Origin of the sequence: Prevotella sp. lc2012, assembly GCF_900107065.1 — a bacterium.
In the GTDB taxonomy this organism is placed as follows: domain Bacteria; phylum Bacteroidota; class Bacteroidia; order Bacteroidales; family Bacteroidaceae; genus Prevotella.
The window spans coordinates 237,055-253,489 of sequence record NZ_FNUF01000002.1 but is presented as its reverse complement, the minus strand read 5'-3'; the positions used below and the strand labels follow the sequence as shown (position 1 = coordinate 253,489).

Genomic DNA, 16,435 nt, shown 5'->3' with positions numbered 1-16,435 from the left:
ATTGTTTTTATATGACATATTATTAAATTTGCAGACGTGAAAACTTTTAGAAAGGAACGATTATGAAAAAGAACGTGTTATTCATTGCTGTGGCCGCAGGTCTTATGTTGACCAGCTGTGCCAGTAAGAAAGATCTGGTTAATTGCCAGACAGAGAATAAGTCGTTGACGGAGAGTCTGCAGGCGACCAAGGAAGACTTGGCTGCTAAGAATGCTCGTGTTGCAAGTCTAGAGGAGCAATTGGCAGCCCAGAGACAAGCACTGGCCGAGCAGAAGAAGGCATATGCTGCGTTGCAGCAGTCTCTTGACAAGAGTCTGACAAATGCTAGTCAGAATAATATCTCTATTGAGAAGTTGGTCGATCAGATCAACGAGTCTAATCAGTATATTCGTCATTTGGTGGAGGTAAAGTCGAAGAGTGACTCGTTGAATATGGTCTTGACAAACAATTTGACCCGTTCGCTCTCGAAGGAGGAACTGAAGGAGGTTGATGTGCAGGTACTCAAAGGGGTGGTCTACATCTCTTTGGCGGACAATATGCTTTACAAGAGTGGCTCTTATGAAATCAATAGCCGTGCCTCACAGACCTTGTCGAAGATTGCTAAGATCATTAAGGATTATAAGGATTATGATGTGTTGATTGAGGGTAATACAGATAATGTACCCATCTCCAAGACGAATATCCGTAACAATTGGGATCTCAGCGCTCTTCGTGCTTCTAGTGTTGTCCAGGCTTTGCAGAACGATTATGGAGTGGATCCGAAACGTCTTACCGCCGGTGGCCGTGGCGAGTATAACCCCATCGCTACCAACGATACGGAAATTGGCAAACAACGTAACCGTCGTACTCAGATTATCATTACGCCGAAACTCGATGAGTTCATGGATCTGATAGGACAGGCGCCGGAAAACGAGAAATAATTTGATTCTGAATATACTGCGAGGAGACAGGCGTCTCCTAAGACTAATTATGATAATAGCAGCGATGGTTCCGGCTATCGCTGCTACTGCTATCTCTGAAGAGGATAGCACTGCTGTCCATCGGATTGAGGTGGAGATGGCACCGGGTATCATCCTTCATACCAATCGTTTCCTGCGCGGTAACAATTCGGAGAGTCGCACCATGAATCATTCGATGGTAGCCAAGGTGAAATATATCTTTGCACCATTCGAAGGTTCTGAGCAGGCAGCAGTTTATAAAGGTGTCTATCAAGGTGGTGGTTTGGCCTTCCACGACTTCAACCCCCAAGTAGGTAGTCCTATTTCCGTCTATATCCTCCAAGGTGCTACCATCAAGTCGCTCTCAGATCGGCTGTCGCTGAACTATGAATGGGATTTCGGTCTGACCTGTGGTTGGAGACCTTACGATAAGGATAAAAATCCTGATAACCATGTCATCGGATCTAAGGTGACGGCATATATGGATGCCGAGGTCTATATGCGGTGGATTATATCACGTCACTGGGATCTAAATGTCGGTGCAGCCTTTACCCATTACAGCAATGGCAACACCTCCATTCCCAATGCGGGACTGAACGTGGTGTGTGCCAAAGCCTCTGTGGCGTATTACCTGAACAGACGGCCTGAACGTCCTTCGTATGCTGCCGTTCCTCCCTTTAAACGACATTGGGTGTGGGACCTGACCCTGTATGGTGCTTGGAAACGAAGGGGCTACGAATTGGGCGAAGAGTCCTATATTCTTCCAGGTACTTATGGCGTGGTAGGTTTCAATATGAATCCTCTCTATCGCCTGAGCCCAAGGTTCAATGTCGGTCCGTCGCTCGACGCTTACTATGACGGCAGTAGTAATCTTGAACTCGACGGCATCGTGCCGTTGGGGAGTGACATTTCTGACGACGACATGGTTACTAGGACAACATGGACGCGCCAAATGGGGTTGGGACTCTCGGCCCGAGCCGAGTTCGTCATGCCTTATTTTACCATCAACTTTGGCATTGGACACAACCTTGTCAATCTTAATACAAGGGACATGGATGGCTTCTACGAGATTCTGGCGCTGAAAGTCGGACTGATGCGTAAAGCCTATCTCCACATCGGCTATAGCCTTTACGACTTCCGTCGCCCTAACAACCTCATGCTAGGTCTCGGTGTCCATCTGTAAACGTGTGTGGTTTTGTCAGTATGAAGGCTGCTTGCTCTTTAAGTAGTTGGCAAAGATACGGGCGGCACTTTCGACTTTCGCGACGCAAGGACGACTCTTGTAGTACTCTGCCGTACGTGCTGAGGCCACATAATTGCTATGTACCTTCTCGTAACCTTTAAGTCCCAGAATCTCAGCGCATATCAGACTACCGTTCTCTTCTTTTGATTTGGCCAGGAGTTCCTGTATAATCTTGTAACAGGCCGATTTTCCTTCGCGGTCACTGCCTTCCGTCTGACCACAGTCCAATCCCACTAACATGACAATGCCTGATACGGCTCCACACATCATCCGCATACGTCCGACTCCGCCCCCAAAACCGGCAGCGATTTTTTTTGCCAACGTGTCGTCGAGCCCATATAGGTCAGCAAATGCCGCTACAACACTCTGGCAGCAACCATAGCCTGCCATGAAGTTCTCCACGGCGCGCTCTACCCTCTTTTCCTGTTCCTGATCAGTCATATTTGTAATATCGAGTTGCAAAAATACAAAATCAACTCCAGAAAGGCCTCTGTTAGGGGCATTTTTGATGTTAATAATAATTAAATGCGTTAGTTCTTACTTGACAGACTCAAATAAATCAAGTAATTTTGTAGGCCACAAAGAGGACTTATTAAGTTGTTTAACATTTAAATGTTTTATTGTCAATGATTTATTCAAAAGAAGTGGAAAACATGTGTAGCGTTTGCAAAGGCGCTTACCATGGTCCTGCACCTATCCCCGAGGAGGGCAAGTGGGTTGCAGTGAAAGAAATCAAGGAAATTTCCGGTTACACCCACGGTATCGGTTGGTGCGCCCCTCAGCAGGGCGCTTGTAAGCTGAGTCTGAACGTGAAGGACGGTGTCATCCAGGAGGCTCTCGTGGAGACTATCGGTTGCACAGGTATGACTCACTCAGCTGCCATGGCCAGTGAGATCCTTCCTGGTAAGACTATCCTCGAGGCACTGAATACCGACCTCGTATGCGACGCTATCAACACCGCTATGCGCGAGCTCTTCCTGCAGATTGTTTACGGACGTACACAGAGCGCTTTCTCTGAGGGCGGTCTGCCTATTGGTGCTGGTCTTGAGGACCTTGGTAAGGGTCTTCGTTCTCAGACTGGTACGCTCTATGGTACTGTTGCCAAGGGTACTCGTTATCTCGAGCTCACCGAAGGCTATATCACCAAACAGTATCTCGACGCTAACAACGAGGTTTGCGGTTACGAGTATGTTCACCTCGGCAAGATGATGGAGGCTGTCAAGAACGGCATGGATGCTAATGAGGCTATGAAGAAGTTCACCGGCTCTTACGGTCGTACCACCGAGGAGCAGGGCGCAGTTAAGGCTATTGACCCACGTAAAGAATAAGGAGGATACGACAATGATTAGAAAAGTACAGTTTGAGAGTCAGGAGCGCCGTATCAACCAGGTTCTTGCTGCTCTGAAGGAGAATGGCATCAACTCTATCGAGGAGGCCAATGAGATTTGTGAAAAGGCAGGTGTAGATCCTTATCAGATGTGTGAGGAGACTCAGCTGATTTGCTTTGAGAACGCTAAGTGGGCATACGTTTGTGGTGCTGCTATCGCCATTAAGAAGGGCGTGAAGACTGCTGCTGAGGCTGCTGAGGCCATCGGTATCGGTCTGCAGAGCTTCTGTATCCCCGGATCAGTAGCTGACGATCGTAAGGTAGGTATTGGTCACGGAAACCTCGCCGCTCGTCTGCTCCGCGAGGAGACTGAGTGCTTCGCCTTCTTGGCTGGTCACGAGAGTTTCGCTGCTGCCGAGGGTGCTATCAAGATTGCCGAGATGGCTAATAAGGTGCGCCAGAAGCCCCTTCGTGTCATCCTGAACGGTCTTGGTAAGGACGCTGCCCAGATCATCAGCCGTATCAACGGTTTTACATACGTACAGACCAAGTTCGACTACTTCACAGGTGACCTGAATGTTGTCAAGGAGGTTCCTTATGGTAACAACCCCAGCCGTCTGAAGGTGAAGTGCTATGGTGCCGACGATGTTCGTGAGGGTGTGGCTATCCTGTGGAAGGAGAATGTAGATGTCTCCATCACTGGTAACTCTACCAACCCGACTCGTTTCCAGCACCCCGTAGCTGGTACTTATAAGAAGGAGCGCGTGCTCGCTGGCAAGCCTTACTTCTCTGTAGCTTCTGGTGGTGGTACTGGTCGTACTCTGCACCCCGATAACATGGCTGCTGGTCCTGCCTCTTACGGTATGACCGACACGCTGGGTCGTATGCACTCTGATGCTCAGTTCGCAGGTTCTTCTTCAGTGCCTGCTCACGTTGAGATGATGGGCTTCCTCGGTATGGGAAACAACCCGATGGTGGGTGCTACCGTATCTGTAGCTGTGGCCATCGACCTCGCTTTGAACAAGAAGTAATCGTATTATTTCTTAGAATATCAATGAGAACCTGCAATTAGCAGGTTCTCTTTTTTTGTATTGAATATACAACTTTTTTAAGCAAATAGCTGTTAGATGGTGAGCGATTTCTCGTGAATTTGTCTTGGTATTCAGGAAAATAATGTATTTTTGCATCAAAAAGAAGAGAATACATGAGGATAGTAATACTTGATGGATTTACAGCCGATCCTGGTGACCTGTCATGGGAGGAACTGGAGGCGTTGGGCGATGTTACAGTGTACGAGCGCACAACATCTGACAAGACAGTGCAGAGGGCCTCTGATGCAGAGATTGTACTAACCAATAAGGTCGTACTGGACAAGGATGTGATAGCACAGTTGCCTAAACTGAAATATATTGGAGTTCTGGCTACGGGTTATAATGTAGTGGATGTTGAGGCTGCTCACGAACACGGTATTATGGTTACCAACGTGCCGGCTTATAGCACGGAGAGTGTAGCGCAGATGGTGTTTGCGCATCTGCTGACGGTGACTAATCGGACGGAACACTATGCGATACAAAACAGAGCCGGCGTTTGGAACCGGAGTAAGGACTTTTGTTATTGGGATACCACTCTGACGGAACTGGCTGGCAAGACATTTGGCATCGTGGGACTTGGAAATATTGGTCAGCGTGTGGCTGAGATTGCATTGGCATTCGGCATGAAAGTAAAAGCCCTCAGCAGTAAGGATGTGCTGCCGAGGGGTATCGAAAAGGTTTCGCTGGAAGAGCTCTTGTCAACAGTCGAGATCCTGTCACTGCACTGCCCGCTCACCGAGAGTACCCGTCATCTCATCAATCGAGAGTCACTGCAACTAATGAAACCAACAGCCATCCTTATCAATACAGGACGAGGACCATTGGTTGACGAACAGGCTGTGGCTGATGCTCTGGCAGAAGGGCGATTGGCTGCTTTTTGTGCAGACGTGCTCTCTATGGAACCGCCTGCTGCCGACAACCCTTTGTTACAGCAGCCTAATGCCTATATAACACCACACATCGCGTGGGCAACCACGGAAGCAAGAGTGCGTCTGATAAAGGTTGCTGTTGAAAATATTCGCTGCTTTCTGAGTGGTAACCCTCAGAATGTTGTTTAACTTAAATCTCGAAATCAAGACAACTGCGCTGGACGGTGTAGGGACGAACCTTACCGTTGGCTACAGCGACATGATCTGGATGCACGGCATAGCCTTTGAGTGCCTCGGGTGATTCAAGCGTGCTGTCGAGCATCACGTCAGCGTTCGATGAGGTCAGGCGACCGTCGATATGTACCTTCACATCAAGCAGTCCTGGAACCTTACCAACCAGTCCTTCTAGGCCGACCTTGATGTCTTTTTTCACGTTTTGTTTCTCTTCTTCAGAGAGTTCTGGATTCAGGGTCCAGAGAATAATGTGCTTAACCATAATTATAACTATTTATATATAAGGAATAATATGTTCAAATGGGTAGGGTAGTTCGAAATGCATACGTTTGTTCGTCGTCGGGTGAATGAAGGTGATGGCTTGTGCCTGAAGGTAGAGCCGGTCGGCCTGATTTCCGTCTGTGGCCTTTTTGCCATAGAGTTCATCGCCTAATATCGGACAACCGAGACCCTCTGGATGGGCGCAGTGCATACGTAACTGATGGGTGCGACCAGTATGCGGCCAGAGAGCCAAGAGGGTATACCTCTTTTGATTCTTTTTGGGATGGAAGGATGGGGGCAACACACGAAACTCGGTGATAGCCCGTTTGCCGTGCTCGTGATCCACCAACTGTCGTGGACGGTTCATGGGATCGCTTAGTAAGGGAAGGTCGATGATGCCGTGCTCCTCACGGGGGGAACCCTCGACGACAGCAAGGTACTTCTTCCTGATGGTATGGTTTGAGAACTGTTCTTGTAGATGGTGGTATGCCTCTTGAGTCTTTGCTACTAGGATAAGACCAGAGGTGCACATGTCTAGACGGTGTGCAACAACAGAGCCAGGCCAGTGCTGTTGGGCCCAGGAAGCAACGGAATAGTTTTCCGTGCGACCTGGCATACTCAGCATCCCCGATGGCTTGTTGAGTACGGCCAGGACCTCGTCCTCGTATACGATATCTACCTCTTGGTGTGGAGTTTTCATTTCCTCAGGGCTTGGATCAACGCTAAGTCCCTGCAGCATCCATGTTAGTACAGGTTTACACTTGCCACGGCAGGCAGGGTAGAACTGACCGTGATGACGGATGATACCCTGTGGTGACTCGCCCCACCAGAACTCTGCCATGCAGATAGGCTTCAGATGGTGCAGATAGGCATACTGCAATAGCTTCGGTGCGCAGCAGTCGCCGGTGCCTCCAGGAGGCAACGGGAATCGCTTCCTGATTCGTGGCGAACAGTGGTAATCCTGCCATACATCGATAAGGTCTCTTGTCTCACCTTTCGCATTCAGAAATCGATATTGATGAAAGAGCCATTGTTGTAATTCCTCTGACAACTGTCTCCGTTTTTCTTTTAGTTGACTCTGCTCGTTCTCTGCTGTCTCAATATCGCGGTTCACAGCAGAAATCTCCCGTTCCTTGGTTTTGAAATAACCGTCAGGTTGTTGAGCATCAAAGACCGGCGGCACGAAATATGACCAGTCGTTCCGACCTTCAAGTAATCCAGAGTAGGCGGCGAGGAATCCGAGTCCTTCGGCCGATTCTACGACCAACACTCCAAACATCTTCCCCTCGATGGGATTAATCCGCAGAATCTCTTGTCTGACCTCCTCGACAGCCAATAGGCATAGTGGATGAGGCTCGTAACAAAAGGGGTAAGTAAACCGTTCAGGTTTCTTAATGTCTGTATGTAAAGGGTGATACTTTGTCAACATCGGTTGCAAAGATACGAATATCTTCGCGATTTCAATCGCAAGGATTAGGAAAGTTTGCGATATGAGAGAAAATATACCATGAGACCACATAGGAAACTGCAGAAAATGTTGTATATTTGCACCCAGATTATTCGTTACAAAAAGACAAAGAAGATGAAAGCAAAAGCCCTCATGATGAGCGTGGCAGTGGCCTGCTGCGCAGTGATGATCGTCTCGTGTGCACGGCAGACAGAGACAGCCAAGTCGGAACTGACCACCGTTGGTAATCCCTTCCTTCCAATGTGGGAGCATATCCCCGACGGGGAACCATATGTGTTCGAGGATCCTGATCAACCGGGGAAACAGCGTGTGTATATCTATGGGTCGCATGACAATCTGAAGACCATGTATTGTGGTCGCGATCAGGTGGTCTGGTCGGCTTCGGTGGATAGCCTGAACAATTGGCGCTACGATGGCGTGATCCTGGTTGTTGACAAAAATGCGAAGGGGGAGCCGTTCGATTCTATAGGAACTGCCGATGTTCTCTACGCTCCAGATGTGACGTTGGTGACAGATGGCGATGGCAAAAAGACCTATTATCTCTTCCCTAATGATCAGACGGGGATGCGTAACGGATTAATTGCTAAAAGCGACAGACCCGACGGACCTTTTGAGGTGTGCAACTGGAGTGCCGATGATCCTAATCAGGTAGATGGGGTGCTGAGGTTCGACCCTGCTGTATTCGTCGATGATGATGGTCGTGTGTATGGTTATTGGGGCTTCGAACGCTCTTATGCTGCGGAGTTCGATCCTACTACGATGGCTACGGTAAAGCCAGGCACAGCTGTGGTCGAAGATATGGTTTCGGGCAGATACCAGTCTGGTGATTTCCGTTTCTTCGAGGCTTCGTCTATCCGTAAGATCAAGGATAAGTACGTGTTTATCTACAGTCGTTGGACAAAGGACGGTGAGTTCGGTCTGCCTGATACAAACTATACGCTGGCCTATGCTTATAGCGACAAACCGTTGGGACCTTGGACCTATGGCGGTACCATTATTGATGGTCGTGGTCGTGAGATTAATGAGCAGGGTGACACGATTGCCTCTGGTACTATCTCTGGTAATACTCACGGTAGTATCTGTGAGATTAACGGACAGTGGTATGTGTTCTATCACCGTCAGACTGGCACGAATGAGTATGCTCGTCAGGCCATGGTGGCTCCCATCGAAGTGAAGGTGGAAGAGGGTATCGGTGGTAAGGTAGAGATTTCCGAGGGTGAGTATAATTCCGAGGGTTTTGCCTTGGAGGGCCTTAATCCGCTGGAGCGTCATTCTGCCGGTATAGCTTGCTGGTACACGGGACCGAAGGTTGCGGAACACCAGTGGCCGGATAACGTCTTCTATGGCTCGTATGTGGAAGCTTCATACGGAACGGACACGAATTTCGATGCACCATATAATCTGAAGAATAACAGCAACAATGTCGTGAACAATACCGATGGTTCTATTGTCGGCTATAAGTACTTTAACTTTACTCATACACATGGGAAGAAGGATATTCAACTACTCCTTCAACTGATTCCTGAGGGCATCGACGGTTCCATTCAGGTGATGATTGACAGGCCATGGGAGTCGCAGGGTGGCTCTCTCTTGGGTACGATAGAACTGAAGACCGATATGCCTAAAGTGTCGACGGAACTGACGGCTGAGTTACCTGCTCTGACGGAGTTGACAGGTAAGCATGCGATCTATCTTAAATTCTCGTCGGCGACAAAGGAGAAGTCTCTCTGCACACTCGAGACACTTGTCTTTAAGTAAATAACATCATTTAACAGATTTCTGTGCAGTATTTTATGCTTTTCGTGGTTATATATGTAGAGAGATGTTGACGACTGCCAACGAAATCTTTGCATTCAATCATGATAAATCGAAAGCCGGAACACTTCTTGATAAGGTGTCCCGGCTTTTCGTGTCTATAGTAAATCAAGGCATTTCTCAATGGGAATGCCTTTGTTCCTGTCTTGAGTATTACGATAGCGGTCAATCATACGGAATACGGTATCCATCGCCGTACGCGTGGATGTTTTCAAAGTCTCCCCATTCAACAGATGACCGATGAGTACAGCCGAGAAGATGTCGCCCGTACCATGGAAGAGACCGGGAATCTCGTGGTATTCCAGGTGGAAGTAGCTGTCATCGAAATGGTTATAGCCGGCTACGGCGTTCTGGTCATCAATCTTACAACTGGTAATCAGTGCCGATTTACAGCCGATAGCTCTCAACTTGTCGAGCAGAACCTTTGCCTCTTCCCAGGAGATTCCTTCCATAACGATTGGTGTGTCCGTCAGATAACAAGCCTCGGTATAGTTGGGAAAGGTGAGATGTGCAACAGAGACCATCTCACGCATCAACTCCACCTGTTTCTGTGTCACACCGTTATAAAGTCGGCCACCGTCGCCGAGGATAGGATCCACGAAGACGGTCGTACCCTGTGCTCCCTGTTCCTTGCAGTAGCCCGCCACAAGTTTGGCCTGCTCGTCGCTGAACATCAGTCCTGTGCAGATGGCATCAAATCCGAAACCAAGCTCTTTCCATACAGGCAGCGTTCCACGTATATACTCTGTCGTGTCTTGGATATTGAACTTCCCGTAGTCGAGGGTGTTCGACACAAGGGCTGTCGGCAGACTGTATGTCGGAATGCCAAGATAAGAAAGGATAGGTAGCATCGCGCCCATGCCTACCTTTCCGTAGCCCACAACGTCGTTAATCAGAAGTATTTGTTTCATTTCGGCTGCAAAGTTACATCTTTTTTTAAACACGGAGATATGGAGGTGCGATGTTTTTTATAAAAAAGTGAAAAACTCAGGATGTAGGCATGACTGTGTTTTATTTTTTGTATACCTTTGCAGTATAGTTATGGGAGATATCATTTCACCGATTATGGCACTTCAGCAACAACGTCTGCTACTCCAATTGGAGTATCAGACGGAGAAAGATGCTTTTCGTAAGCAGACCGAGGAGATGGGACTGCAACGGAAGGTGATGCGTGGTGATGCCTGGTATCCTTTGAGGATTGGGAGGAGCTATTACAACTCTCTGAACCAACTGGCTGTGGAGGTGTACCGTCAGGGCGACAAAGAGAAAGCACAGGATGGCGATGTGGCATCGGGTATGATAGAACATAACTTCGAGTTTGGTAGGCCGGTGGCTTTCTTTCGGGTGAAAAACGATAATGCGAAGAAGTCCAGTATCCATTATTTTCCTTTTTCCGGTACTGTCAGCTATGTCGATGGCGACCGTATGGTGGTGACTGTCCCCGATACAGCTCCTCTGATTGACGTACAGAGCGCGGAGAATGTGGGCATTCAGTTGTTTTTCGATGAGACGTCTTATCGGACGATGTTCGAAGCACTCGACCGAGCTATCAAGGGGAAGGGACGTCTGGGTTATCTCCGGGATCTGTTCTATTCCAGACAGAAGGCTGAGACCTATAGTTTTGCGTCGCTTCATTTCCCTTATTTGAATGCGACACAGGAAGAGGCTGTAAACAAGGTGCTTCGTGCCAAGGATGTAGCGGTGGTGCATGGTCCTCCAGGCACCGGCAAGACCACGACACTTGTTGAGGCTATCTATGAGACGCTCCGACGGGAGAATCAGGTGCTGGTATGTGCGCAGAGTAATATGGCGGTAGACTGGATTTCTGAAAAGCTCGTAGATCGTGGTATCAATGTCTTACGGATCGGTAATCCGACGCGTGTTAACGATAAGATGCTGTCGTTTACCTATGAACGGCGTTTCGAGGCACATCCCGATTATGAACTGTTGTGGGCTATCCGTAAGGCTATCCGAGAGCTCCGTACCCATCGTAAGCGAAGCGACGAACGGTATCATCAGAAATTGGAACGACTGAGGAGTCGTGCCACCGAGTTGGAGGTGCGCATCAATGCCGACCTCTTCGGTGAGGCTCGTGTCATCGCCTCTACGCTTGTCGGCTCTGCCAACCGCCTGCTTGACGGACAGAAGTTTGGTACAGTCTTTATTGACGAGGCTGCACAGGCTCTTGAGGCTGCCTGTTGGATACCTATCCGACGTGTCTCACGTGTGATTCTGGCGGGCGATCATTGTCAGTTACCACCAACAGTAAAGAGTATCGCAGCCCTGAAAGGCGGTCTTGGAAAGACCTTGATGGAGCGTATCGTGGAGAATAAGCCTGAGGTTGTCACCTTGTTACGCATGCAGTACCGCATGAACGAGGAGATTATGCGCTTCTCCAGCGACTGGTTTTATGGTAATCAGGTGGAGAGTGCACCCGAGGTGAAGTACCGCAGTATCTTGGATCTTGATGTACCGATGACATGGATGGATACCTCTCCCGACCTCGTTGGTGAGGAGAATCCGGAAAATAAACAAAGCGAACTCTTCCGTGAGGAGTTCGTTGGTGAGTCGTTTGGTCGTATCAATAGGGCTGAGGCCGAGCTTACGCTGATGGCGTTAGAGAGTTATTTCAAGAAGATTGGTAAGGAACGTATTCTTGATGAGCGTATCGACGTGGGTATCATCTCTCCTTACCGTGCTCAGGTGCAGTACCTTCGTCGTCAACTGAAAAAGAAGGAGTTCTTCAAACCTTATCGTCAGTTAATCAGTGTCAATACTGTCGATGGCTTCCAGGGACAGGAGCGCGACATCATCCTCATATCCTTGGTCCGTGCCAACGACGAAGGACAGATTGGATTTCTGCGCGACCTCCGTCGAATGAACGTGGCCATCACTCGTGCCCGTATGAAACTCATTATCCTCGGCGATGCCTCTACCATGACGCGTCATCCATTCTATAAGAAACTGTATGAATACATCGAAGCTCTTTAAAAATACGTTAAATTCAAAGCAAACTAATTAATTTAGTTTAATAACTATTCGAATTAGTTGGATGCAACTATCTTTTTTAGTTACTTTGCGCTTAGGTATTACGAATGACGCGTATTTTGATGATGACATCCGGCCTATGGTCGCTTGTCTTGTAAGATCTAAAGCAAGAAATAATTATGAAGAAGTTGACAAATAAAGAAAAGGAAATCATGGACCTGTATTGGGAGCATGGACCGATGTTCGTTAAAGAGTTGTTAGACTATTACGACGAGCCGAAGCCGCATTTCAATACGCTTTCCACGATGGTCCGTATTCTGGAGAAGGAAGGATTCCTTGATCACAGACAATTTGGGAACACCTACCAATACTTCCCACTCATCTCAGAGACGGAGTATGGACGGAGGTCGATGGCCGGTGTCATCCAGAACTATTTCAACAACTCCTACCTCAGCGTTGTTTCCTCGTTCGTCAAGGAAGAGAAAATATCCGTTGAGGAATTAAAAGAACTCATCAATCATATAGAAAACAGTAAATGACAGACTTCCTGATATACGACGTAAAGGTGGCCGTACTCATCGCGGTGTTCTATATGTTCTACCGTGTACTATTGGCCAAGGAGACTTTTCATAGGGTGAACCGCGTGGTGTTGCTGGCAACGGCTATCGCCTCATTTGTCATGCCGTTCTGTGTGATAACCCTCCATGAGACTGTCATGATGCCGATGCCACAGGTAGATGTGGAAGTGGGAGCAGCCGTCGCTGAGGCTGTTGCTCCTCAGACACCTTGGTGGCAGATTGTACTACCCGTACTCTTCTTTGTGGGAGTGGCAGTGGTACTGGGGCATACCCTTCTGTCGATAATCAGGCTTGTGCTGTTGATTAAAAGAAGCGAGCAGCATCCCTTGCAGGATGGTATCATCGTCTGTGTGACCGGTAACACGGCGATGTCGCCTTTCAGCTGGATGCATTATATAGTCATGAATCGTAGTGACTACGAGGAAAGTGATGCCTCTGTTCTCGCTCATGAACGAGGACATATTCGTCTCAGACATTCCTGGGATGTGCTTCTCGTTGATACGCTTACCGCTCTGCAGTGGTTTAACCCGGCGATGTGGATGCTCCGCAGTGATCTGCGAGCCATCCATGAGTACGAGGCCGATGCGGCGGTACTCTCTCAAGGCATCAATGCGCGTCAATACCAATACCTGTTAATCTCAAAAGCCGCTGGCATCGGCGGGTACTACCTTGCCAACGGAATCTCTCACAGTATCCTTAAAAACCGAATCAATATGATGTTACATACTAAATCCAATCGTAGCCGTCTTCTGAAAGTACTGGCTTTTCTGCCTATCATCGCCGTTGCCCTCGCCGTTAATGCCGAGAAGGTCACAGAGGTGAAGTACATCAACACGTCTTCCGCAGAGGAGACAGTCGTTGAGAGTGTTCCCGTAGAGACCGTTCTGCTCGAGACGACTAAGACTCCCGAGACTGCTTTGGTAACTGATATGGTGGTCACTGACACAGTGAAGGCTAATACAAACTCAGTGTCTGCTCCTATATTCGATGTCGTGGATGAGATGCCTCAGTTCCCTGGTGGTCATAATGCATTACTTGAATTCCTGACAAAGAACATCAAGTATCCTAAGAGTGCAGAAAAAGAAGGTATCCAAGGTCGTGTCATCGTGACATTTGTTGTTGATAAAGACGGAACCATTAATAATCAGAAGGTGGTCAAGTCGGTTCATCCTGCTCTTGATGCTGAGGCCCTCCGGATAGTAGGCTCCATGCCGAAGTGGGTTCCCGGTAAGCAGAATGGTCAGCCCGTTGCTGTGAAGTACACCGTACCTGTTACCTTCCGTCTTCAAGGTGGAGACTCGGAGGTTGCCAAATATGAGGGGACAATCAAGTATGATCCAGAATCGAAAAGTCAGTTAAATGAACTCGTTATCGTGGGTTATGATCAAAAACCTGCTTCTCATGTTTCAATAGCTTATGATACAAAGAATACAGACAAGCATCCCTTGGTTATTGTTGATGGCCAGACCATTGAGCCTGAGAAGATAAAAGACATTGACCCTAAAACTATCGACCACATAGATATCTTGAAGGATAAATCCGCTATCGAGAAGTATGGCGAGAAGGCCAAGAACGGTGTGGTTGTTGTTACCTTGAAGAAAAAGAAATAGAATCTCTCTCATGAATAGAATCGTTATGATGTTTTCCCTCGCCCTGCTGACGGTTTCCCCCGTCAGCGGCGAGGATTTTGACTCCTTGCAGGTCTGTGTGCAGGCAGGCGACAGTTGTATGAAACAGTATGACACCTACGAGGCGTTAAAGTACTATCAACGGGCTTGCGAAATAGCGAAGGCCGAAGCCGTCGAGAAGGCTGTTGCCAATGTACAACTCCCGGAAGAACAATTGTCCATGCTTTCACGAAAGCAAGCAGATGTGGTTCTTCAGAACTTACGTCATGATGCTGCAGTTAGTGCTGTGGCTCCGTGTTCAATCCGAATGAAACTTGCCGACTGTCACTATAAGCGTGCCAACTATCGTGAGGTCTGTGAGATCCTGAAGAACGTGCCCGAGGATAGTCTCTCGCATGATGCCTTCCGACAGTTAGTCAATAGCTATCAGAAACTGGGCGATAACGATTCGTATGTTTATTGGACGGGGTGTTTGGTCAATCGATATCCCATGGATGGCGAGATGGTCGCAGGACTGTCACTGGGTTATACTCGTAATCAGCAACCACAGAACGGTATCGCTTGTGCCTTGCGATACTTCCAGAGAGACTCCACGAATATCCTAGTAAACCGTGCACTGGCCGATGCGTACTTCATGGATCGTCAGTTCGATAAGGCGGAGGCCGTGTATGAACGGTTGCTTCAACAGGGCGATTCTACCTTTAACACCCTTTACTCTGCGGCTATGAGCGAGACTCGGATAGACAGTCTGGAGTTGGCTTATAAGCATCTGATTCCTGCATTCCTGCTCAGTGGTATGCAGCATTCCGGCTGTGCCTACCGTCTTGGTGTGGTCTGCGTTGACACGAAGCGCTATGAGGAAGGACTTCGATACCTGAGTCTTGCCCGTGAGCTGATGCATCCTGATACCACCGTGATGCGTGCCATCACCCTCTCGCAAGGTGAAGGCTACTATCTGACACAACAGTACCAACAGGCCATCGAGGCGTGGAAGGAGCACCTGACCTATAACCCTGGTTCTATTGCCACCTATTATAATATCGGTCAGACCTATGGCCTTCTCTTGGAAGACTATGCGCAGCAGGCCATCTATTATCAGAAGTTCCTTGAACTGGCCGAGAAGGAACCGCCCAGCGAGAAACTGTCGGAGATGATCCGGAAGGCACGGACTACCGTTCAGGTTCGTAAAATGGATGATTAGGTTGGCTTCATCAACCCCTGGCCCTTCTTCATAAGAAGGGGCTTTTGCAGGGTTCCACCCTGCAGGTGTCTTCTCTTTCTTCGAAGCGAAGATTAGAGCCTCTTAGTAAGAGGCGGCAATTTTGCAGGATTGCATCCTGCTATCTGTTCTTTTTCTTCGGCGCGAAGAAAAGAACCAAAAGAAGCATCCCCCCCACTAAACCTGACCTTCGGTCGACTTCTGTCACGCCTCGGGAGAGTTCAAGTAGAACTTGCCTCTCCTCTCGCTGTTCCATCAGTTCCCCCTATATTGGGAGACTTAACCGCTCCTCCTGTCGCTCTTACATTATGGTACGCTCAGACCATCAAAGGTCTGGCGTGATCTTTTCTTGGCTGCGCACAGTTTCTTCGAGGACACTCTGCGGTTTTCCCTTCGACAAGCTCAGGGACCGCTAGGCTAAATCGAAAACACTCCGCACGAGGAGGTCTTTAGAGGGTGTCCTATTTTCGGAGCCATATTGAGTCTTGGCTCGGGAAAAGAGCCAAGGAACGAAATACGAAATGCTGTCTGAGCGAAGCGAGTTCTTGGACAAGCCAAGCGAGCAGAGCTCGAGCGCATTGAGTGGCTACTAAAATCGGACAACCGGCCTCCGAGCTCAGGACGTTTTCGCACTCTTTCTTTTGCTTCGGTTTTCTTTCTGGTGACAGAAAGAAAATGAAGAGAGGGAGAACCCTATGTAAAAGGAAAACATGTTTTCCTTTTACATCTCACTCGTTTTTAGTATCTTTGCCATCATAGATGGCGAAATTACTTTG

General features: G+C 48.4%; 14 protein-coding genes. 10 read left to right on the top strand and 4 right to left on the bottom strand.

Annotated features, from left to right (window positions below):
• Positions 1-62 precede the first annotated feature (62 nt).
• Positions 63-920, top strand: coding sequence for an OmpA family protein (locus BLU99_RS05085; RefSeq protein ID WP_091900109.1), 858 nt, complete (start codon positions 63-65; stop codon positions 918-920).
• Positions 921-969: 49 nt separating this feature from the next.
• Positions 970-2,121 (top strand): acyloxyacyl hydrolase, encoded by a 1,152-nt coding sequence (locus BLU99_RS05080; protein ID WP_091900108.1) that lies wholly within the window; start codon positions 970-972, stop codon positions 2,119-2,121.
• Between the two features lie 15 nt (positions 2,122-2,136).
• On the opposite strand, the gene BLU99_RS05075 is transcribed toward BLU99_RS05080, so the two are convergent.
• Positions 2,137-2,622, bottom strand: coding sequence for a C-GCAxxG-C-C family protein (locus BLU99_RS05075; protein WP_091900107.1), 486 nt, complete (start codon positions 2,620-2,622; stop codon positions 2,137-2,139).
• Positions 2,623-2,807: 185 nt separating this feature from the next.
• On the opposite strand from BLU99_RS05075, the gene BLU99_RS05070 reads away from it, so the two are divergent.
• The 3 genes from BLU99_RS05070 to BLU99_RS05060 all read left to right on the top strand — a co-directional run bounded on the left by BLU99_RS05070 (position 2,808) and on the right by BLU99_RS05060 (position 5,657).
• The gene (locus BLU99_RS05070) at positions 2,808-3,509 is read left to right on the top strand and encodes an iron-sulfur cluster assembly scaffold protein (protein WP_091900106.1); all 702 of its coding nucleotides are present in this window, start codon (positions 2,808-2,810) and stop codon (positions 3,507-3,509) included.
• Positions 3,510-3,522: 13 nt separating this feature from the next.
• Entirely contained in the window at positions 3,523-4,539 is a 1,017-nt protein-coding gene (locus BLU99_RS05065) for a GGGtGRT protein (protein ID WP_091900105.1), read from the top strand.
• A gap of 173 nt (positions 4,540-4,712) precedes the next feature.
• A complete protein-coding gene (locus BLU99_RS05060) occupies positions 4,713-5,657 on the top strand; it encodes a D-2-hydroxyacid dehydrogenase (protein ID WP_091900104.1) in 945 nt (314 codons plus the stop codon).
• 1 nt (position 5,658) lies between these two features.
• On the opposite strand, the gene BLU99_RS05055 is transcribed toward BLU99_RS05060, so the two are convergent.
• Positions 5,659-5,964, bottom strand: a complete 306-nt coding sequence (locus tag BLU99_RS05055) for a Dabb family protein (protein ID WP_091900103.1) — start codon at positions 5,962-5,964, stop codon at positions 5,659-5,661.
• A 12-nt stretch (positions 5,965-5,976) separates the two neighbouring features.
• Positions 5,977-7,392, bottom strand: coding sequence for an RluA family pseudouridine synthase (locus BLU99_RS05050; RefSeq protein WP_091900102.1), 1,416 nt, complete (start codon positions 7,390-7,392; stop codon positions 5,977-5,979).
• 153 nt (positions 7,393-7,545) lie between these two features.
• On the opposite strand from BLU99_RS05050, the gene BLU99_RS05045 reads away from it, so the two are divergent.
• On the top strand, positions 7,546-9,189 hold the full coding sequence (locus tag BLU99_RS05045) for a family 43 glycosylhydrolase (protein WP_255397453.1): 1,644 nt from the start codon (positions 7,546-7,548) through the stop codon (positions 9,187-9,189).
• 155 nt (positions 9,190-9,344) lie between these two features.
• Here the strand turns inward: BLU99_RS05045 and BLU99_RS05040 are convergent, their stop codons facing one another.
• On the bottom strand, positions 9,345-10,157 hold the full coding sequence (locus tag BLU99_RS05040) for a bifunctional hydroxymethylpyrimidine kinase/phosphomethylpyrimidine kinase (RefSeq protein ID WP_091900101.1): 813 nt from the start codon (positions 10,155-10,157) through the stop codon (positions 9,345-9,347).
• A 130-nt stretch (positions 10,158-10,287) separates the two neighbouring features.
• Here BLU99_RS05040 and BLU99_RS05035 point away from each other — a divergent pair, with 130 nt between their 5' ends.
• The 4 genes from BLU99_RS05035 to BLU99_RS05020 all read left to right on the top strand — a co-directional run bounded on the left by BLU99_RS05035 (position 10,288) and on the right by BLU99_RS05020 (position 15,641).
• Positions 10,288-12,237, top strand: coding sequence for an AAA domain-containing protein (locus BLU99_RS05035; RefSeq protein ID WP_091900100.1), 1,950 nt, complete (start codon positions 10,288-10,290; stop codon positions 12,235-12,237).
• Between the two features lie 176 nt (positions 12,238-12,413).
• Positions 12,414-12,773: a BlaI/MecI/CopY family transcriptional regulator gene (locus BLU99_RS05030; RefSeq protein ID WP_091900099.1), complete on the top strand. Its 360-nt coding sequence runs from the start codon at positions 12,414-12,416 to the stop codon at positions 12,771-12,773.
• The gene (locus BLU99_RS05025) at positions 12,770-14,422 is read left to right on the top strand and encodes a M56 family metallopeptidase (RefSeq protein ID WP_091900098.1); all 1,653 of its coding nucleotides are present in this window, start codon (positions 12,770-12,772) and stop codon (positions 14,420-14,422) included. The genes BLU99_RS05030 and BLU99_RS05025 overlap by 4 nt, the downstream gene beginning before the upstream one ends.
• A 10-nt stretch (positions 14,423-14,432) precedes the next feature.
• Positions 14,433-15,641, top strand: a complete 1,209-nt coding sequence (locus tag BLU99_RS05020; protein ID WP_144006088.1) for a tetratricopeptide repeat protein — start codon at positions 14,433-14,435, stop codon at positions 15,639-15,641.
• The last annotated feature ends 794 nt before the right edge of the window (positions 15,642-16,435 follow it).